13 protein-coding genes are annotated in these 19,467 nt (G+C 62.3%); 9 read left to right on the top strand and 4 right to left on the bottom strand.

Annotation, left to right across the window (positions count from 1 at the left end; translation table 11 throughout):
• Positions 1 to 114: 114 nt before the first annotated feature.
• Positions 115 to 816, top strand: a complete 702-nt coding sequence (hutC, locus tag D0550_RS13820) for a histidine utilization repressor (RefSeq protein ID WP_116809784.1) — start codon at positions 115 to 117, stop codon at positions 814 to 816.
• A gap of 71 nt (positions 817 to 887) precedes the next feature.
• Here the strand turns inward: hutC and D0550_RS13815 are convergent, their stop codons facing one another.
• Positions 888 to 3,254 (bottom strand): TonB-dependent receptor domain-containing protein, encoded by a 2,367-nt coding sequence (locus D0550_RS13815; protein WP_116809783.1) that lies wholly within the window; start codon positions 3,252 to 3,254, stop codon positions 888 to 890.
• Between the two features lie 111 nt (positions 3,255 to 3,365).
• A complete protein-coding gene (locus tag D0550_RS13810; RefSeq protein ID WP_153067161.1) occupies positions 3,366 to 3,746 on the bottom strand; it encodes a hypothetical protein in 381 nt (126 codons plus the stop codon).
• Positions 3,747 to 3,978: 232 nt separating this feature from the next.
• On the opposite strand from D0550_RS13810, the gene D0550_RS13805 reads away from it, so the two are divergent.
• Both D0550_RS13805 and D0550_RS13800 read left to right on the top strand, forming a co-directional pair.
• Complete coding sequence (locus D0550_RS13805; RefSeq protein ID WP_161965818.1) at positions 3,979 to 5,955, top strand: alpha/beta hydrolase family protein; 1,977 nt, start codon at positions 3,979 to 3,981, stop codon at positions 5,953 to 5,955.
• Between the two features lie 51 nt (positions 5,956 to 6,006).
• Positions 6,007 to 6,354, top strand: a complete 348-nt coding sequence (locus D0550_RS13800) for a zinc ribbon domain-containing protein YjdM (protein ID WP_116809780.1) — start codon at positions 6,007 to 6,009, stop codon at positions 6,352 to 6,354.
• 8 nt (positions 6,355 to 6,362) lie between these two features.
• Here D0550_RS13800 and D0550_RS13795 read toward each other — a convergent pair whose 3' ends face one another.
• Complete coding sequence (locus D0550_RS13795; RefSeq protein ID WP_116809779.1) at positions 6,363 to 7,046, bottom strand: VIT1/CCC1 transporter family protein; 684 nt, start codon at positions 7,044 to 7,046, stop codon at positions 6,363 to 6,365.
• Positions 7,047 to 7,185: 139 nt separating this feature from the next.
• On the opposite strand from D0550_RS13795, the gene D0550_RS13790 reads away from it, so the two are divergent.
• The 6 genes from D0550_RS13790 to D0550_RS13765 all read left to right on the top strand — a co-directional run bounded on the left by D0550_RS13790 (position 7,186) and on the right by D0550_RS13765 (position 16,288).
• Positions 7,186 to 7,941, top strand: a complete 756-nt coding sequence (locus D0550_RS13790) for a hypothetical protein (protein ID WP_153067160.1) — start codon at positions 7,186 to 7,188, stop codon at positions 7,939 to 7,941.
• Between the two features lie 141 nt (positions 7,942 to 8,082).
• Positions 8,083 to 9,015, top strand: coding sequence for an NADP-dependent oxidoreductase (locus tag D0550_RS13785; protein WP_206606269.1), 933 nt, complete (start codon positions 8,083 to 8,085; stop codon positions 9,013 to 9,015).
• Complete coding sequence (locus D0550_RS13780; RefSeq protein ID WP_116809777.1) at positions 9,012 to 9,701, top strand: cytochrome b/b6 domain-containing protein; 690 nt, start codon at positions 9,012 to 9,014, stop codon at positions 9,699 to 9,701. The genes D0550_RS13785 and D0550_RS13780 overlap by 4 nt, the downstream gene beginning before the upstream one ends.
• A complete protein-coding gene (locus D0550_RS13775) occupies positions 9,688 to 10,458 on the top strand; it encodes a molybdopterin-binding protein (RefSeq protein WP_116809776.1) in 771 nt (256 codons plus the stop codon). The genes D0550_RS13780 and D0550_RS13775 overlap by 14 nt, the downstream gene beginning before the upstream one ends.
• A gap of 256 nt (positions 10,459 to 10,714) precedes the next feature.
• On the top strand, positions 10,715 to 13,492 hold the full coding sequence (locus D0550_RS13770; RefSeq protein ID WP_241520806.1) for a VPS10 domain-containing protein: 2,778 nt from the start codon (positions 10,715 to 10,717) through the stop codon (positions 13,490 to 13,492).
• Positions 13,493 to 13,819: 327 nt separating this feature from the next.
• The gene (locus D0550_RS13765; protein WP_116809774.1) at positions 13,820 to 16,288 is read left to right on the top strand and encodes a C1 family peptidase; all 2,469 of its coding nucleotides are present in this window, start codon (positions 13,820 to 13,822) and stop codon (positions 16,286 to 16,288) included.
• Between the two features lie 41 nt (positions 16,289 to 16,329).
• Here D0550_RS13765 and D0550_RS13760 read toward each other — a convergent pair whose 3' ends face one another.
• On the bottom strand, positions 16,330 to 19,386 hold the full coding sequence (locus tag D0550_RS13760; RefSeq protein WP_116809773.1) for a TonB-dependent receptor domain-containing protein: 3,057 nt from the start codon (positions 19,384 to 19,386) through the stop codon (positions 16,330 to 16,332).
• Between the last annotated feature and the right edge of the window lie 81 nt (positions 19,387 to 19,467).

The raw sequence follows: 19,467 nt of genomic DNA, 5'->3' as shown, positions 1-19,467 counted from the left end.
GACAACCAAGAATCGCTGGCACGCTAGCACGCGAGTTTCAGGACGCCTTAGTCCGTTTTTTCATGAAGTGCAGCTGCTGATGTCATGTGACCGCTTTGCTACCTCCAACAAACCATGTCGCGCCGTTCACCCTCCAACTATCTCGAGATCAAAGCGTACGTGCGCGACAAGATCGAAGCCGGTGCCTGGAAGGCTGGCGACTTGATTCCTTCCGAGCACGAGTTGGTGCGCAAGTTTGGCGTGGCTCGCATGACGGTGAATCGCGCGTTGCGCGAGTTGACCAGCGAGCAACTGCTGATGCGTGTGCAGGGAACCGGTACGTTCGTTGCGGACCGGCGCTCACAATCGACGCTGATCGAAATTCGCAGCATCCACGAGGAAATCGCCGGCCGAGGTCACAAGCACACCAGCGAAGTCGTGCTGCTTGGACGCAGCAACGACGCGCAGGCGTTACGCGCGCTCGGCCTGGATAGCGATGACTTTGCGTTTCAATCCCAGATCGTGCACTTCGAGAACGACATTCCGGTGCAGTTCGAGGACCGCTTCGTGCACCCGGCTTTGTTTCCTGACTATCTGCAACAGGATTTCAACATCACCACGCCCAGTGACTACATGACTCGGCGCGCGCCGATCAGACGAGTGCAGTACTCGATCACCGCACGCAAAGCGACGGCTCAAGTGCGAAAGTTACTGCGCATGGAAGCTGGCGAGCCTTGCATGGTGCTACATCGTTGCACCTGGTCCGGGGCGCATGCCGCGACCAGTGTGTTTCTCTGGTACGCAGGCGGGAGATTGCAGCTCACCGGCGAGTTCTGAGGCGAACCCAGCCGCTGCGTGTTACAGCCGGCCGCGCTAAGGGTAGAGCGCAGCCACCGCTTGCATCTCAATCAGAATGCCAGATTGACGCTCAGCCAGTAATTTCGCGCTTTGTCCTTGTTGTTGAAGTCATCGACGTAGGTGGGCGTCCAGGGGCCGGTGTCGCCATTACGGGTGAAGCTCGTCTGGAAGCTGGTGAAGTCCTCATCCAGCAGGTTATTGATGCGCGCGTTGAAGGCCACGTGGTCGTTAAACCGGTACTGCGCGCCCAAGTGCAGCACGTCGTAGTCCTTGTAGTAGAGATGCTCGTTGTTGGCACCCACGCCGCGATAACGCTTCGAGCGCATTTCCCAGGTCAGTTGCGTGCTGAAGGCGTCGGTGATAGCCCAGTCCAACGTGCCATTCGCCATGTGCTTGGCGGTATTGGTCAGCGGCTGACCTGCCAGCGGGCCGCTGGTTTGTTCGCTATCGATGTAGGTGTAGTTGGCGCGCGCCGATAGCGGGCCGATGATTCGGTAGCGACCGGCCACTTCGGCGCCGCGAATCTTGGCCTCATCGATGTTGATATTCTGCGCGTAAGTCGCGTAGCCGAGATCGGCGTAGGCACCCAAGTTGGCACACGGACGCACACCGCCAGTAGCTTCGCAGCTCTGGTTGGTTTCGCCGCGAGCGATCTTGTCCTTGAAGTCGTTGCGGAAGTACGTGACGTTGAAGTTGTGGTCCCCGCCTTCGCCGGTCCAGTACAGCGCGATTTCCGTATTCACGCTGGTCTCGGGCTTGAGGTCCGGGTTGCCCACGAAAGGCGTCACGCCTTGGCCGCCGAAGCCGGTAACGCCGTCGTACAGATCCGTGGTCTTCGGCGTCTTGAAGCCGGTAGCGACACCGCCCTTGATGCTCCAGCTCGGGTTGATGGTGTAGACCGCGTAGACGCGCGGGCTCACGTGGTCGCCGAACACTTTGTGATCGTCATAACGCACGCCCAGTGTCACGGTGAGCGGATCGACTGGCGTCCAGTTGTTCTCCGCGAACAGCGAATACATCTTGTGTTGCTGCACGGTGCCGGCGCCATCGGTACCGCCCTCCATGCCAAACACGCCGTCCTCGAGCTCACCATCGATATATTGCGTGCCCACCACCAGGTGATGACGGCCGGCAAACCCTTCGATCTGGAAATCCAGCTTGGCGTCCAACGTGTACTGCGTGCTCTCCATCGTGCGCTTCGGCCGCGGCAGGAAGGTTTCTTCCATGATGGCGCGCCGCTGCGCTGGCGACAGGCCGGCATAGGCCCCCGTGCCCTCGAAGATCTGAGTTTGCAGAGCGCGTTCGGTCGCGGTCAGCGGCAGCGTGCGGCCATTGTTCGCAGTTTCGATGTGCGCGAGTGACACGAAGCTGCTGGCAAAGCCCCAATCGCCACGATGAGTGACCGCCCACTGGTCGCGAGTGAATGTCTGGTCCGCTGAGTACCCCGCGCGCGGCTGGGCACGCCACAGCTCGCCAACGTTATCGACCGTACCCAGCGGATATGCGGTGGTACCGAGATTGTTGGTGAACGGCGTGTTGTCGTAGACTTGCTCGGACGTATCGAAGTCGAAGCTCATGTCCTGTCGATCCGAGATCCGCCAGTTCAGCGTAGCGCCGTAGGACTCGTTGACGTTGTTGACGGTCTTGCCGCCGGCACCGAAGCCCAGCACGCGCTCATGGGTCTCTCCGGAAGGATCCGTAATGACCTCGTACTCGGGCAGCGAAGCGTCGCGCTCGTAGCGCGACGCGCGCAACGACAGTCCGAGCACGTTGCGAATCAGCGGGCCGGACGCCGTCAGGTCATACGTGGTGTCGGCGCCGAACATGTCGTTTTCCTGAATGGAGTGGCCGATCGTGGTCGACGCACGCCAGGTGTCCGAGACTTTCTTGGTGATGATGTTGATCACGCCGCCCAGTGCGTCGGCGCCGTACAGCGTCGATGCCGGACCGCGGATCACTTCGATACGCTCGATCGCATCCAGCGGCGGAATGTGGTTGAACTGGTTGCCGCCGAAACTGTTGGGATAGATGTCGCCGTGGTTGTTCTGGCGCTTGCCGTCGATGAGGATCAGCGTGTAGTCCGAGCCCATGCCGCGGATGCTGATCGTGCGCTGACCGGTCTTATCGGACGTCTCACCGATATCGACACCCTCGAGCTCGCGCACGGCGTCGATGAGCGTGATGTACGGCCGCTTTGCCAGCTCCTCCGCGGACACGACGCTGATGCTCGCCGGCGCGTCCACGATCTTTTGCTCGAAGCCCGATGCAGTGACGACCACTTCCTCGACGGCCCGCGAATTGAGCGCAGCCGTAGTTTGAGCCTGAGCCGATCCGGCGGTGGCGAGGGCCAGAGCGACTACGCAGCGAATCGGATGACGAGCGACGGTCTCGCACAAAGAGGGAGCAAGCGCGGGCATGACAAACGGGCCTCGAATTCAAGCAATTCACGAAAAGGAAAGGGACAGACGCACTCACACGCGCGATCCGGACGACCCGAATCACCGGACGGAGGGCAGCGAGGGTTGCTGCTAGGGGGCCTGGCCGAGTTGCAGCTTCAGCTGCAATCGAGAACTGACGTGGGCGCAGGCATGCGCGCTGAGCGCAGTGGCAAGCGGAGTCGAGAATTGGTCAACGATGGAAGCGTCTGCGACACCTGACCACGGAGTCGCTTTCAATGTCTGCGCCAGCGCGACTTTGACAGGAGTCGCTGGCCCAAAAAACTCGCGAACGCGGCGCTTGCCTACCTCCTCCGCACTGGGCCGCGACTCCTCGCGCTCCGGGGTGACTGCCCCCAAATCCTCGAGCGCTGCAATGGCCACCTCACCCGCGCCCCACGCCTGCGCGTGCCCGGAATGGGCATCGGCAACGCCGACGGCCCCGCCAAACAGGCCAAGTGCCAGCAGCAGCATGAAAAGGATGTAAGTGTTTCGCGGGTACGACACAGCGAGCGAACACTAATACAAATCATTCTTATCTGCAATTGCCTAACGGGGATCGCGGCCTTGGCTCGTCAGCCGCTGTTTCGGGACATTACGTTCAATCGGACGCAGCAGCTGCTGATCTGTCAACCGCGTCATAGCCAGCCGCGCTGGCATCACTACAATCCGCACGCGGGAATAACTACAGACGATGGAAGACCTCATGCCTCGATCCCTGGCTGCTGCGCTCAGCTACTTTTGTCTTTGCATTCCGATCCTGACGTGGGCAGCACCGCTGCCGGTGACAGCGTTTGGTCAGACGCCGGCGATGGAGTTCGTGGCACTCAGCCCAAGCGGCAATCTGCTCGCCTGGCTGGATAACCGGGGCGCACAGTCGCAACTCCACGTCTTCGACCTGACGAAAGGCGCAATTCGCACGCGCATTGGCGCACCTCCCGACGCGACCGTCCGTGACCTGTCGTGGTTCGACGAGGAAACGCTGTTCGTCGGCGCCAGCATGGCCCAGCGCCCGGATGTGAACGCACCGACCTACGAGTGGTTTCGCACGATTTCGGTGGACATCACCTCCGGCCAGTCACGCATCCTGCTCCACGGCGCTGGTTCGATGAGGAACGTGACGGGCAGCGCGCTGCTGTCCATGCGCACGCCGAAGCCGAAGAAAGTGATCATGTCCTCGTGGGACTGGTCGGCCACCCAATACAAGCAGCAGACCGGCACGCGCGTCGTCGGCGGCCGCAAGGACGAGGGCTGGACCTACAACTTGTATGAAGTCGATACCACCAGCGGCGCGCCACGACTGATCGAGGGAGGGACTGCCTTCACCAACGCATGGGTCGTCGACGCCAACGGACAGGCGATCGCTCGTAGCGAGTGGCAAGCGGACCGCTCCAGCTTCAAGCTGCAGCATCGCCGTAACGGGAGCTGGAGCGAAATCTTCAGCAGCGACTCTGGCGAGTTACCGCTCGTGCTGGGAATGGCGAACGATGGCTCAGGCGTGCTGATGCGTGCGGTGTTGAATCGCCCCTATCGCGCGATCTGGCGCGTGCCGTTCGATGGCAGCGCGCCGCAGATGGTCATCAGCGACGAGCGTAGCGACATCGGAGGATTGATTCGCGATCCGTACTCGCAGGCGGTCACCGGCGCCTGGACCACTGGCAGCGAGCCGCAGATCTTGTGGCTCGACGACAAGGCGCGCTCACGAGCCGATGGCCTGAAAAAATCCTTCGGTGGCAAGCAAGCCGATCTGCTCGGCCGCTCGAGCGACAACACGCGAGCGCTGGTGTCCGTGGCCACGCACGCAACACCAGCCATTTACTATTTGATCGACTACAAGAAGGGCACGGCCGATATCGTCGGCGAGGAATATCCGTCCTTGGTGGACGCAACGCTCGGCGAAGTTCGAGAGCTGACCTACAAGGCCCGCGACGGCTATGACATTCCCGCCTTCGTAACCTTGCCGCCGGGTGCCGATGAAAAACAATTGCCGCTGGTGGTGCTGCCGCATGGCGGGCCCGAGTCCCGCGACATGCGCACCTTCGATTGGCTTGCACAGTTCCTCGCATCGCGCGGTTACGTCGTGCTGCAGCCTCAGTTTCGCGGGTCCACCGGCTACGGCGAGGCGCATCGCAGGGCCGGCTATCGCCAGTGGGGACGACTCATGCAGGACGATGTCACCGATGGCGTGAAGGCGCTCATTGAGCAGGGCCGCGTCGATCCCCAGCGCGTTTGTATCGTCGGCGCAAGCTATGGCGGTTACGCGGCGCTCGCGGGTGCGGCGTTCACTCCGGAGCTCTATGCGTGCGCAGTGAGCATCAACGGCGTATCCAACCTACCGCTCATGCTGTCGCTCGCCGAGCAGTACGCTGGCAAGCAATCTGATTTGGTGGCGTATTGGAGAGATCACATCGGTCCAAAGACGAGCCCCGAAGTAATCTCCAAGTCCCCTTCCCGCGCTGCCGACAATGTGCGCGCTCCCGTTCTACTGTTACACGGCGTCAACGACTCCGTCGTGCCTGTCGTGCAGTCGCGCGAGATGGCGAAGGCGCTCAAGTCGCTTTCCAAGCCGCACACGTTGATCGAGCTGCCCGGCGAAGATCACTGGTTGTCGCGCAGCGAGTCCCGTACTCGCGTGCTGACGGAAATGGAGGCATTCCTGGCGACCCATCTGCTGGCCAACTGAAGGACCTGAGGCCGTGCTGATATCGCCGCGGCACGGCCTTATAATCGCGGGATGAGCAATCTTCCCGCCTGTCCCCAATGCAATTCGAGCCTCACCTACGAGGACTCCGCCCTCTACATCTGTCCGGAATGCGGCCATGAGTGGTCCAAAGATCAGGCCCAGCAGACCGATGCAGCCGACCAGCCTCGGATCATTCGCGATGCCGTCGGCAACGAGCTGCGCGATGGCGACGCCGTGACCGTGATCAAGGACCTGAAGGTGAAAGGGTCATCGCTGGTCGTGAAAATGGGGACCAAGGTGAAGAACATCCGGCTGGTCGAAGGCGACCACGACATCGACTGCAAAATCGATGGCATCGGCGCGATGCAGTTGAAGTCGGAGTTCGTGAGAAAAGCCTGATCGATCCGTCATGCGTCGAACAGCGAGCCGATGGCAGCAGTCGCAGCCATCGCCAGGGCGCCCCAGAATGTCACTCTGATTGCAGCGGGCCGCAGCGGCGCGCCCCCTGCCCTCGCCGCCACTGAGCCAAGCACCGCGAGGCAGAGCAGTGAACCGACAGGCGCTACCCATAACAGCCAGGAAACTGGAACGAGGACAGCCATCAACAGCGGCAGCGCGGCGCCAGTGGCGAACGTTGCAGCCGACGCCATTGCCGCCTGCACCGGTCGCGCCGCCAAAGTGTCCGAGATACCCAGTTCGTCCCGTGCGTGCGCGCCAAGGGCATCGTGCCGCATGAGCTGCGTTGCCACCTGCGAAGCGAGCTCGGTTTGCAGTCCGCGCTTGACGTAAATCGCCGTCAATTCCGCCTGCTCCTGCTCGGGACTGGCAGCGAGCTCCTGTCGCTCACGCGCCAGGTCAGCGTGTTCGGTATCGGCTTGTGAGCTGACCGAAACATATTCGCCGGCGGCCATGGACATGGCGCCGCCGACCAGTCCTGCGATTCCGGAAAGGAGAATACCGGAGGAGCTCGTTCCGGCGGCGGCCACCCCCACGATCAGACTGGCCGTCGACACGATGCCGTCGTTCGCGCCCAGCACAGCGGCTCGCAGCCAGCCCGTTCGCTGCGTTCGATGTCTCTCGGAATGTCTCATGTCTGAACCACGTTGAGGTGGAATGTTGCCGCGCAGCTGTGTCAGCTTTGAACACGCGCATCTTCTTTCGCGAAACGCACACCCCCACGGGCCCGGTCGCATCCACATCCACCGGCTCATCGGGGTTCAAGGAGCTGCCATGGCTACCCGAAAATTTCTTACACATTGTGCTCTTGTTGCAATCACCGCATCGGTTTCGACCGCCAGCGCCGCCCCCACACTGACTTTCGCGGTGGCCGATGGCAGCGTTCGTGACGGTCTGGCCGCACCCAAGGATGATGCGCCCGATGACATCATCGAGAACTCGGTAGCACAAATACTCGACATACCGACCTTCGAAGACCGCGGCATCATCGAATTCAACCTGGCGGGCCTCGATCTGCCAGTCTCGCACGCGAGGCTTTCTTTGCCCGCCTTCGCATCGATGGGACCGTTCCCCTTCGACATCGAAGTGTTTGCCTACCCCGCAGATGGACAACTCACGCTGAGCGACTGGACAGGCGGAACGTTCCTCCGCTCCTTCCGCTACCGCGGCAAGGAAGTCGTACGACTCGACGTCACATCGGCGGTAGAGGCGGCGCTCGCGGCCGGGCAACAGTTCATCGGCTTCAGATTCGAGTTTGCAGAACCCTCACCTATTGCACAGAACGGTCCTTTTCTCGCCTTCCATACGGTCGAGTTGCCACCTCCTGCAACATTGCGGATCAACCAGCGCAACGCTGGCGGATCGATGTCTAGCGTCGTTCCGGAGGGGGTGATCTGTCGGAACCTGACCACGGGACAAAGCGTGACGATCAACGCGAATGCAGGCGATGCCCGGGATTGTGCGGCAGCGGGACTCGACTTGCGCCGAGGTGATCTGATCATCCAAACGCTGCCCGAATCGGCGCAGTAGCTCGCAATCCTCTCGCGCAGTCTTACGACAGTCCGCGGTGTCTGCGTTGATGTGGGCCACGTGCGCGGAACCTTTGCCGCTGCGCTCGACTTCCACGCTCGAGGAAATCCCATCCGACCAGCTACGTTCGAGGGGGACATCATGGCGACCATGCACGCGATGCGTATTCATTCGTTCGGCGGCCCTGATGTGATCCAGCTCGACGAAGTGCCGCGCCCGGAGCCGGAGCGGGATGAGGTCCTGGTTCGTATCAAGGCAGCCAGCGTCAACCCCGTCGACTACAAGATTCGCTCCGGCCAGTTCGCCAAAGCCGAGCAGTTGCCGATGGTGCTCGGCCAGGACATGTCCGGCACGATCGCTCGCTGCGGCACGCAGGTGCAGGACTGGGAAACCGGCGACGATGTCTTCGCGATGCTGCCGAGCAGCCGCCACGCCTACGCGGAGTACGTCACGATCAAGGCGAGCGACGCTGTGCCCAAGCCGCAATCCATCGATCACGAGCACGCGGCCGCTGTGCCGCTGGCGGCGCTGACCGCATGGCAAGGGCTGTTCGATCAGGGCGGCCTGCAACGCGGACAACATGTACTGATTCACGGAGGAGCCGGCGGCGTCGGCCATTTCGCCGTTCAATTCGCGAAGGCCGCGGGTGCGAAAGTCACCGCCACCGGATCGAATGCGGATAAGGAATTCCTACGCGAGCTGGGCGCCGACCAGATCATCGACTACAAGACGGAGCGCTTCGAGGACCGTGTTCGCGACGTGGATCTGGTGTTCGATCTGATCGGCGGCGAAACACAGGATCGCTCGTGGGCGGTGCTGAAACCCGGCGGGACGCTGGTCTCGACGCTCGGCCCGCCATCATCAAAAGACAAGGCGCAAGCACGCAAAGCCAGCGGTAAGGGATACGGCGTGCAGCCAAACGCGCGGCAACTCGCCGAGATTGCGCGGCTCATCGACGACGGCAAGGTACGAGTGTATGTGCAAGCGGTCTACCCAATGCGCAACGCTGCCGAAGCGCAAGCGCACCTCGAACGCGAGCATGCGCGAGGAAAAACGGTGCTGAGTGCGTTGTGATCCAGCGACGACATGCATTGATTGTGCGCGTGACGCATTGGATCAACGCCGTTGCGTTGATCCTGCTGCTGATGAGCGGACTGCAGATCTTCAATGCTCATCCCAGCTTGTATTGGGGGCAGTCCTCTTATACCGGCGCAGGTCCCTGGTTCGAGCTGGCCAACGGTTTTCCCTCCTGGCTGACGATCCCCAGTGTGCAGTGGCTGGCGATGGGCCGACGCTGGCATTTCTTCTTCGCCTGGATCCTCGTCATCAACGGCCTGGCGTATCTGGTCTACTCGATCGCCAGTCGTCATGTCGCACGCGATCTCGTTCCGACCCGATCCGACTGGCATTCGATCGGACGCTCGATTGCCGATCATCTGCACCTGCGTCACCCGCGTGGCGAAGCAGCGACGCGCTACAACGTACTGCAGAGGCTCAGCTATATCGTGGTGATCTTCGTGCTGCTGCCGCTGATGGTGCTGACCGGCATGTCGATGTCGCCCCGGCTCGATTCCGTGTGGCCGGGCTGGGTCGAGATCTTCGGCGGACGCCAATCGGCGCGTACCATACATTTCGTCGTTGCCTGGTTGCTGGTGCTGTTTCTTTTCATTCACGTCTTCGAGGTGATCGTAACGGGCTTCTGGAACAACCTGCGCTCGATGATCACCGGCCGCTATCGGATCGAACATGAGCAACGCTGAACCGCCCAGGCGACGCTTCCTCCGTCATCTCGCCGTGGCCAGCGGCGGCGTTTTGCTGGGCGCCTGCGACGCGGCCTCCCGCAGTCCGCGCGTCACTAAAGTGTTGGAGATCGGCGAGCTCTTGAGTCGGAACGTTCAGCACGCGGTGACTCCACGCACATCGATGGCGCAGGAATTCACCGAGGCGGACCTATCGCCCCAGTTTCGCAGCAATGGCACTGACTACCCCGACACCGCAGAGTACCGCGCGCTCGCGACGAACGGCTTCGTCAACTGGCGGCTGCGCGTCGATGGTCTGGTAGAGCGCCCGGTGCAACTCACGCTCGATCAACTGCGCGCGATGCGCAGCCGCACGCAAATCACGAGACACGATTGCGTCGAAGGCTGGAGCGCCATCGGCAAGTGGACCGGCACCCCTTTGAGCGAAGTGCTCGCTCTCGTCAGGCCTCGAGCCGACGCTCGCTACGTCATGTTTTATTGTGCCGATCCGATGGATGTCTCGGGAGCGAAATACTACGAAAGCATCGACATGGAAGACGCCATGCACCCACAAACCATCCTCGCCTATGCGCTGAACGACGCAGCCTTGCCGATCCCGAACGGCGCGCCGCTGCGTCTGCGCCTCGAACGTCAACTCGGCTACAAAATGGCGAAGTACCTCATGCACATCGAGCTCGTAGCCAGCTTCGCCCGAATCAACGGCGGCAAGGGCGGCTACTGGGAAGATGACGGATACGAGTGGTACGCCGGAATCTGACGCCTGCCGGCGAGCGCACCAGCCCGCCAGTCATTTTGCCGTGGATTCTGGGTACCGCGATTGAGTCCGGATCGCACCGATAATCTCCCTGGTGAACGCGATCGCTGCCTGGCAGAACAGGTAACATTACGACGCATCGGCCGCCGCCCCGCGGCCACAACTGCTATGCTCCCGCCCGCCTCGATAACGACGATATATACAAAGGGTAACGCGGGTGAGCTCTCATTCACGGATAGGCGCGTCGCTGTTGAGTGCCGTGCTAGCCATGGTTGCGGTCGTCAGTCATGCGGGGACCAACAGCTGGACCACCAAAGGTCCGCCTGGCGGGCACGCGCTGGGTGTAAGAGCCCACTCGACCGCACCGAATGTTTTCTATGCGATGTTCCTGCGAAGCATCCACCGCTCGACCGACGGCGGTGTCACATGGGCGGTGCTGCGTAATTTCGAAGGCCAGGTGAACGGCCTCGCGGTCGACCCGTCCGATGGCGATCGCTTGTATGTTTCCGTTTATAACGAAGGCATCTACCGCTCCGAGAATCGCGGCGACAGCTTCTCGATCGTCGCGCCCCCGGGCAGCGGCATCTGGGGCGTCGGTGCGAATGCGACTACCGTTTACTACTCCGGCGCCGATCGGCAGGTCTACCGCAGTGTCGATCGCGGCAACACCTGGACCGCCCGGGGCACCGCTTCACAAACGTTGACCAAGATCGTCGTCGACCCGCAAAACTCGGATCGGGCCTACGGGATCAACGGTCCTTTCGTGCTCACCAGCACAAACGGCGGGACGACCTGGACGCAAGTGTCCGTGAGCGCTTCGGGCATGTTATGGACCCGCGACATCGCGCACCTGTCGACCAACCAGCTGGCCGTGGTCGCCGATGGTGGCATTTTCGTTTCTAGCGATGGCGGCGCGACCTGGACCTGGGCAACCAGCGGAGATTTCATTGCTGTGGCTGCGGACCCGACGACGCCCGGTCGCGCGGTTGCCTCGCGCTGGTCGAGCGGTTCGCTAATCGAAACCACCAACTACGGCGCGAGCTGGCACAGCTTCGGCGCATCGTCCGACGGCAGATCGGAGGGTGTGGCGGTCGATTCGCAGGCCTCCTCGCGGATCGTCCTGCTCGGTTCGCAGTTCGCTCGCTACACAACGAATTCCGCCCAAGCCTGGGTCGATGCCACGCAGCCACCGATCGCACACGACGTGAGCCAGTTCGCCACCACTCTGGCAAGCAACTCCAAGGTCTACGCGTACACCAATACGTCGCGCGTCGGCGGCAGCGCGTTGTTCGCGACCAGCGGCGACTCGGGGTGGCAGCGCTTGATCGTGCCGGGCCAGGGACCGGATGCCGGCCAAGCCACGATCGCCGTCCGACCCGGCGCACCGAACCGCATTTATTTCGGCAGCTTCGGCCAGGGCGTTTATCGTTCCTCCGACGGCGGCCTGAGCTGGCTGTTGCCAGGCACTGGTTTGAATGGCCGATCCACGCAGACCCTCGCATTCGATCCCGAGGTGCCCGACACGCTCTACGCCAGCTCCTTCGATCTGTCGTCGCCGAGCTCGAGCGGCATGTATCGCAGTACCGACGACGGTGCGACGTGGGCGCCCTTGAGCACCAACCTCAACGCATCTGTGTATGGCATGGACCTGCAGATCGATCCTGCGGAGCCCTCACGCATGTTTCTCGCCGCCTTGCAGTTCGGCCAGCCAAACACCGGCGGGCTGTATCGCTCCACCGATCGTGGCACCACCTGGACGCAAGCGTTCGTCGGTCAGGACGTGCGGCAGATCGCGATCGACCCATCGAACTCCTCGCGCATCTATGCCGCGACAGCCGCCCTGCAGGTCAGTAACGATGGGGGTGACACGTTCACCGCCAGCAATTCGTTTGCTGTGACGACCAATCAGCCGGCGCAGTCGGTTGCCATCGACCCGGTCGTGCCCACGACCCTGTACGCGACCAGCTCGAGCTCCTCCTCGTATGTGCTTCGCTCCGTCAACTCAGGCCAGACGTGGGAGGTCCTGCGCGCCGGCACGGAGCCGGGACCGTGGCGAGCATACAAACTAGCGCTCGATCCCAATACGCCTTCGCTGTTGTATGTCAGTGTGAGCGGACGCGGCGTCGCCAGCTTCGAAGTGGCGCCGGATCTGCACGTGGACATCAGCGGTCACAGCGGTACGCGCGCAAAGAACTTCGAATCGACTTTCAACCTGCGTGCCGTCAACAACGGCCCCTACGCCGCCACCCGAGTGAACGTGTCAGCGACGCTGCCGGCCGGCGTGACGAACATCAGCTACAGCGCCGATCGCGGCACCTGCTCGACCACAGGTTGCGTCGTGCCCGTGCTGCAAGTGGGTGAAGAGATAAACGCGGTGGTTCGATATACGACGCCTGCCCATGCCCTGTTCCTGTTGGCGACGGCCACTGTCAGTGGCCATGAGAGCGACGCGACGCCAACGAACAACACTGTGCAAGCCTCCGCGATCACGGGGGATCCTGGCGATCTCGGCGTGACCGTCGTGCCTTCGGTGACCACCCTGCTCCAGGGCGGTGATGTCACTTACACGGTAACGGTGACGAATCGCGGCAGCACCCCGTCGAGCGAAGGCAACGTCACTTTCAGTCTGGGATCGGCATTCACGCTGGGAACGCTGCCCAGCGGCTGCAGCGCCAGCACTGGCGGCGCATCCTGCGACCTGGGAACGATTGCAGTCGGCGCCTCGCAAACGTTCACGTTCAGCGCAGTGGCAACGAATGCAGGTGCCGTCGACGCGAGCGCGACAGTGACGATCGGCTCTGAGCTCGCCGATATCGACCCAGCCAACAACTCCGCGACCAGCTCGGTCACGGCCACCACACCACCACCGCCACCACCGCCGCCCAGTGGCGGCAACAGCGGCGGGGGTAGCGGCAACGGTGGCAATACCGGCGGTGGCGGCGGCGGTGGCTCGATGGACTTCGTGACATTGCTCGGCGCCCTGCTGCTGCTCGCAGGGCGCCGACGAGCGCTCAGGCAAGGCGCGCGACCGATCTAGAATTTCATCCTCCTTGTCATTTTTTCCCTGCGAACTGCGTAACTGCAGTTAACGGCCGGCTCCCTGTGCCGGCTGTGGAGGGTGATGAGGATGCTGAACGGACCCAATCCGAGCGTTGCCGGACAATGTCAAATCAAGTCCGGAGCCCCTGCTCTCGGTCTCACTACGCTGCTCTTGGTGGCAGCCTGCGGTGGCGGTGGTGGCGGTGGCGGCAGTGGGACCACGAGTCCCCCGCCCGTCGCTGAAACATTGTTCACTACCCAGAACGAGTGGCACGGGGCGACACCGAGCGACGCCCGCAGCGTTTCGGCAGAAGAGTTTCGGAGAATGCATGCAGCCAGTGCGCTGCAGATCATCACGTCGAACGAGCAGGCCGACCAGGAGCGCGCCCGGCGCGAACACATCGATCGAGAATTGACGTTTCTCGAAGGCCAGACCGATCTGGACGAGGACGAGCAGGCGTTGATCGCGCGCGCCCGCGCGTCCGGAGATTATCTCGGCACGCCGGTCGTCACGCTGCCGGGTGGTCAAACGGTGGCGCTGCTCGACTTGGGAAGCCGAATCGAAGCCCTCGCCAGAAATCATCGAGACGCACACGATCCGGCAGCGGTGCTCGCGGCGTATGCCTTGTCACATTCCGTGCTCAGCGATGAGTTGAAAGCGCAGGTGCCCGCGCCGGAGTCACTGTCGGCAGCGTCGCTGGAAGAGATTGCGGCAGCCAGGCGTCAGCTCGATACGGTGCTCGATACCGTCGTCGATCTCGATGGAACCCGCCTCGATCTGGAAGCGGCATCCCCTGTCGCCGCGAAAACGTCACGCGCGATCTCCAGGCGCGTCGACAACGACGGCACCTGCAGCCCGACCGGATTGGCGAGAACCCACTGGTTTCCGCTGCGGTCCTTCGTCTCGCCGGTCAAGCAACAGGGAATGCGCGGCACGTGCTGGGCTTTCACAGCGATTGCGGCCATCGAAAGTCGGGAGCGCGTGCAGAACGACGCCGTCGTCGATCTGTCCGAGCAGTTCTTCGTCAATCAAGCCAAACACCAATGGCTGCCGAGCGAATTCGTGGACAGCGGGTCCTCGTCCCGGGCGCTCAACGCCGCGGCCGATCGCAACGTAGCGTTGCCGCCCGAAACGCACTGGCCCTACAACCCTTCGTATAGCAGGCCAGCAAACGCCTTCGATACGGGCGTCGAAGGCACGGCTGCCTCTTATACATCTGCGTGCGCCAACTACCCCGCGACGTGTTCGGAAAGCGCACATCAAAGCGAGCGCTACTGCACGATCCAAAATAATCGGCGGTTCTGCGCCTATTCGGTCATGACTTATACGGGCGCCGGCGTGAGGGCAAGCCGCGCGCGTCTGCTGTGGAAGAGCGGACAGACGTTCGATCTGAACAGCTATCGCGCACTGCTCGCGAGCGGCGTCTCGATCATGGCTTCGTTCCCGGTGTACGACGGTTTTCGCAACGTCGGCGCCGACGGCCGCTTGACCGACTACGACAAGAACAATGACGGCGGCGGTCATCTCGTACAGGTCGTCGGATTCATCAGCAACGAAGACATGACCTTCGGACCGGTGACCAGCAATGTCGGCGGCGGCGGGTATTTCGTGATCCGCAACTCCTGGGGCTGCGGCGCCGCGGATGCAGGCTATTACTACATTCCGGCCGACTACGTGAGCAGTCGTTTCAATTCGTTGGAAGCGCTCGAGTTCGACTCGCGGCGCAGTCAGCGATGGATCAACGATCAGTCACTTCCAGGCGCAACCGCGGGGCTGACCATTGATCCGCGCGGCGTGAGCACCGTCGACGTGCGCGTTCCCACGAATATCGCGACAACATTCGGCGTACGGCAGCCAGGAGCCAGTAACGTGCGCCTCACTATCACCTCGGATCGGGACGGACAGCTCTTCGACGGTCAGTGGGTGGTGGAGAATCCAGTCGCCCCGGGCGGCATCTTGTTCGGCAACGATCTGCGCGTCGCATTTCAAACTGCCGGGCAGCGCACGCTGACGCTGACTGCGCGCTATGGAACGCAAGTAGTCACGGTAACGAAAACCGTCATCGCGACGAATACCCCGCCGCAAATCGCGTTCGAGACGATCGGGCAGCCGCAGGAAGGCGAGCCTTTCGTCGTCACCGCCATAGTCACCGACATCAACGAGCCGTCGCTCACGGATATGTGCAATGCCATGACGTGGCAAGTAGCGGATCCGGATGTCATCGTCTCCGGCGCAGGCTGTTCTCGAACGATTCGCTTCGGCGTTGCCGGTTCGCGCACGGTCCGTGCAACGACGCGGGATCGGGAAGGCTCGACGGCATCGCGTCTCCAAACATTCTCGGTGCTGCCGCCGCCGGCGAATCCCTATCCGCGCGTTACCAGCGCCGCCTTGTATTCGCGTGACTTCTCCTCCAACCCGCTCATAGTCTGCCAATCGAACTCGGTTCCGTCGGGCTCGATCGTCGATCTGCGCCGGCGTGGCTGCTCGTTCCTTATCGGCACCCAAGTTCCGCGCTTTGCGGCTGAAGTGAGCGTGGAGAATCCGCTCAATGAAACCTTGAGCTATCAGTGGACGCTGGCGGCTCGCTACCCGTCCGATACGACGCCGCGGCGTTCGCTGACCACGACCACAACCACGCCGATCTATCCCGTGGAGCCGTTCGTGTTCGGCGGCCTCGATGCCGCCAATCCGTGCACGATCGACGTAACCGTCGTTGCACCGGACGCGGCGCGAAACAAGCGCGTCCGCGTCTGGACAGGCCAATGTATCCACATCGAGGACGCACCGAGATAGGCAGCAGCGGCGGCTGTGTTATCAGCCGCCGCCCGCGACCACTAGAACGTCATTCTGAGACCGATTTCGGCGGTACGACCCAGCGGATTGGCAGTCCACGGGTCGTAGCCGAACTCCTCCTGCGCCGGCGGGGGATCGCGGTCGAAAGCGTTCGCCAAGGTTGCTGAGAGCGCCAGACCCGCGCTGAACTGGAACCGATAAGTGAGATCGACGGTGATCCAGTCCTCGCCCTCTTCGCCGTATTGCACGCCAGGACGCTCGTCCTTCACGGCCGACACGTAATTCACGCCCACTCGCACGTTGTGACGATCGAACCGGTAGTTCGCATCGACGTTCGCACGCCACTCAGGCGCGGCCTGCGCGAAGGTCGCGAAGTTCAGCATGCCCAGCCGGTCGTCTCCCGTTGAAATCACAACGCCGTCGAGCGATGTGGGCCCCGTCTTCAACTCCGTGATCCTGGTGGCGCTCAGGCTCAGCGACAGATCGCCGGAGGCCAGCGGCATGTCGTACATGCTCTGAAAGTCGATGCCGTTGGTGCTCTGTCCGGGGCCGTTGCCATAGCGAGTGGATACCGACGAGAAGGTGCCCACACCGCTCATGCCGACGCTGCAGCCCGCGTTGAAGGTCACGCGGTTGAGCAGCGGTTGCACGGCCGGATCGCAAGTCGTGATCGTATTGCCCGGACCATTGAACACCAGGCTCGCGATCTGGTTCGGATCGGCGACCTGGCCGATCTGATCCTTGGTGCGGATGTCGAAATAATCGACGATCGCCTGGAAGCGATGTCCCGGCCTGAAGCCCTCGCTCTGCCAGAGCACCCCGAAGTTCTTGGCAGTGGCCGTTTCCGGTTTCAGATTCGCATCAGTAATGAATTGCGCGCCCAGCCAGTTGCTGGCTGCGGCCGTGTACGTGCGAGCAGCAACCGTGACGGCGCCGGGCACGACGCCCAGCGGCGGCGCCTGATAGTTCGTTCCATACGAGCCACGGATCGACAGCGGTCCCCAGACATTCCATTTGCCCGCGAGCTTGTACACGGTGGCACCGAGCCCACCTTCGAACTCCTCGTGACGCGCGGCCGCCTGGAAGTCGAGGTTCGACAGCACTGGGAGGCGCAACTCGGCGAACGCCGAGTATTGATGACGACCGAGCGAATCCGCCAGTTCGGGCGCGAACAGCACGAACGGTCCCGGGCTGTCCGGCGTGCAGCCGCGGAAATTCGGGTCGTTGGTCGGCAGGGGCCGGGCCGGCAAGTTCGGCGAACCGACGCCGTTCGCGCTGGTGAACTCCGCCGGCCATTCGCAAGCCAGGCTGCCGTTGTAGATCGGATCGGGAATGTCTTCGCGACGCTTCACATCGCGATACTGCCCGCCCAGTGCCCAACCCATTTCACCGCCGGGCAGATGCACTCCGAGCATGCCGTCGAACACCAAATCTACGGTGGTGTTTTCGTTGATCGTCCTAGTTGCACGCGGATTGAACAACCAGCGCGTCAACTCCAGCGAATTCTCACTGCCCGGCGCGTAGTTCGGATTGGCGAGGCCGAGGATGGGCTGGCCGGCGAACGAGGTGGAGAACGGATTCCACCACATGCAGCCGTTCTGCCCGGCTGCCGCGGGGTTCTGCGTGCCGAATCGCGTTGGATCCAGATCGGGGGCCTGGCAGTTCGGACCGCCGAAACCGTTGAGTGCTTGCTGCAAGCGATAGCCGATCGTATCCGGATGGGTGTTGAACGCATCCGAATGGTTGTAAGTCACCGCGAAGTCATAACCGATGTCGCGGGCCTTGCCGGCCCACTCACCGAACGTTCCATTGAGGCCCGCTGACAGGCGCCAGATCTCGTTGTCGACTCGGTCGGGCACGCCAAAGCCCTTGCCGTTACCGAACGCGAAGTTGCCGCCGTGACCCAGCAGTCGATACGTGACGGGCGTGAATCCCGACGCGCCGACGATGCCGTTGCGAGCTGCAAAGTCCGCGGCGTAGGGATTCTCGATGGGCACGTAGATTTGGAACGTCGATCCGGTCGCCATCGCCGGCCCGCGCACCATCGGCTGTGCTGGCGAAGCAAACACTTGCGGCGATGTCACGCGCGCGTAGGACGCATCGGCATGAAAGTCCATGCGTTCGGAGATTTCCGCGTTGAGCTGCAAATAGCCGCGGTAAATATCGTTGTCTTCGACCAGGTTGTAATAAGGAATGTAGTTGTATGCGCAGGTAAAGTTGTTGTCGTATCGGCCGCCGACCGCCGCGCATGACTGCCGCGTGAAATCGGACACGATGTCTGCAACCGGCGCCCCGAATTCGCCATTGGCTGTCGCGCTGGGAACTGCCGGCAACGCGCCCCGCGGCAACCACCCTGCCAGATTGGTGAGCGTCGACCACGGCGCTGGGTTGTAACCGGCCTTGGTCGGATCGAGCGAATCACGCGTGAAATCGCGTTCCAACGCGTGCAGCCGCGAACGATGCTCGTACTCCACCGACGCCATCACATTCACGCGTCCCTCACCGAAGCCTCCCAGGATGCCGGTCGAATAATCGCCGTCCGACCCGCTGATGTACTTGTATTGCGCATCCATATCGACGCCAACGAAACGATCGCGCGTGATGAAGTTCACCACGCCGCCAATGGCATCTGCGCCGTAGATCACCGCGGCGCCATCCTTGAGGATTTCGGTACGGGCGAGCGCGAGCGAAGGAATATTCGCAGTATTGATGTCCATGCGCCGACCGTTGAGCAGGATCAGCGTCTTGTCGGCACCGAGGCCGCGCAAGTTGTAATTGACCGAGCCGATCAGCGTGGGTCCGCCGAAATAATAGGACTCTCCGGTGGTCGGACCGGCGATGGTCAGGCTCTTGGCGAATTCGAGGGCGCTCGGAGAGCCTCGCCTCTCCAGTTCCTCCCGTGAATAAACCTCGACCGGCAACGCGGTATCTACCGGCGTGCCTCGGATGAACGAGCCGGTAACCACGATTTCGGTGAGCGCGCCCTCAGCGGCGGCCGGCACCGACTGCGTTGCCTGCTGAGCCCAGGCCGGCCCGGCGCCCCCGGCCAGTCCAAATAACAGAGCAAAGCCTGAGGTCCCGTATAACGCGAGCTTCATGATGATCCCCCCTGTCGTGCTGCTAGATCTTGGTCTTTAGTTCATTCTCACGCTGGTGAGTGTTCTGCAGGATGCTGAGTG

This window comes from Steroidobacter cummioxidans, assembly GCF_003104955.1.
This window is presented reverse-complemented; position numbering and strand designations above follow the sequence as displayed.

Bases quoted from the DNA above. Each gene is read 5' to 3' on its own strand.
- hutC (WP_116809784.1), top strand. From the start codon at position 115: ATGTCGCGCCGTTCACCCTCCAACTATCTCGAGATCAAAGCGTACGTG.
- D0550_RS13815 (WP_116809783.1), bottom strand. From the start codon at position 3,254: ATGCCCGCGCTTGCTCCCTCTTTGTGCGAGACCGTCGCTCGTCATCCG.
- D0550_RS13810 (WP_153067161.1), bottom strand. From the start codon at position 3,746: ATGCTGCTGCTGGCACTTGGCCTGTTTGGCGGGGCCGTCGGCGTTGCC.
- D0550_RS13805 (WP_161965818.1), top strand. From the start codon at position 3,979: ATGCCTCGATCCCTGGCTGCTGCGCTCAGCTACTTTTGTCTTTGCATT.
- D0550_RS13800 (WP_116809780.1), top strand. From the start codon at position 6,007: ATGAGCAATCTTCCCGCCTGTCCCCAATGCAATTCGAGCCTCACCTAC.
- D0550_RS13795 (WP_116809779.1), bottom strand. From the start codon at position 7,046: ATGAGACATTCCGAGAGACATCGAACGCAGCGAACGGGCTGGCTGCGA.
- D0550_RS13790 (WP_153067160.1), top strand. From the start codon at position 7,186: ATGGCTACCCGAAAATTTCTTACACATTGTGCTCTTGTTGCAATCACC.
- D0550_RS13785 (WP_206606269.1), top strand. From the start codon at position 8,083: ATGGCGACCATGCACGCGATGCGTATTCATTCGTTCGGCGGCCCTGAT.
- D0550_RS13775 (WP_116809776.1), top strand. From the start codon at position 9,688: ATGAGCAACGCTGAACCGCCCAGGCGACGCTTCCTCCGTCATCTCGCC.
- D0550_RS13765 (WP_116809774.1), top strand. From the start codon at position 13,820: ATGCATGCAGCCAGTGCGCTGCAGATCATCACGTCGAACGAGCAGGCC.
- D0550_RS13760 (WP_116809773.1), bottom strand. From the start codon at position 19,386: ATGAAGCTCGCGTTATACGGGACCTCAGGCTTTGCTCTGTTATTTGGA.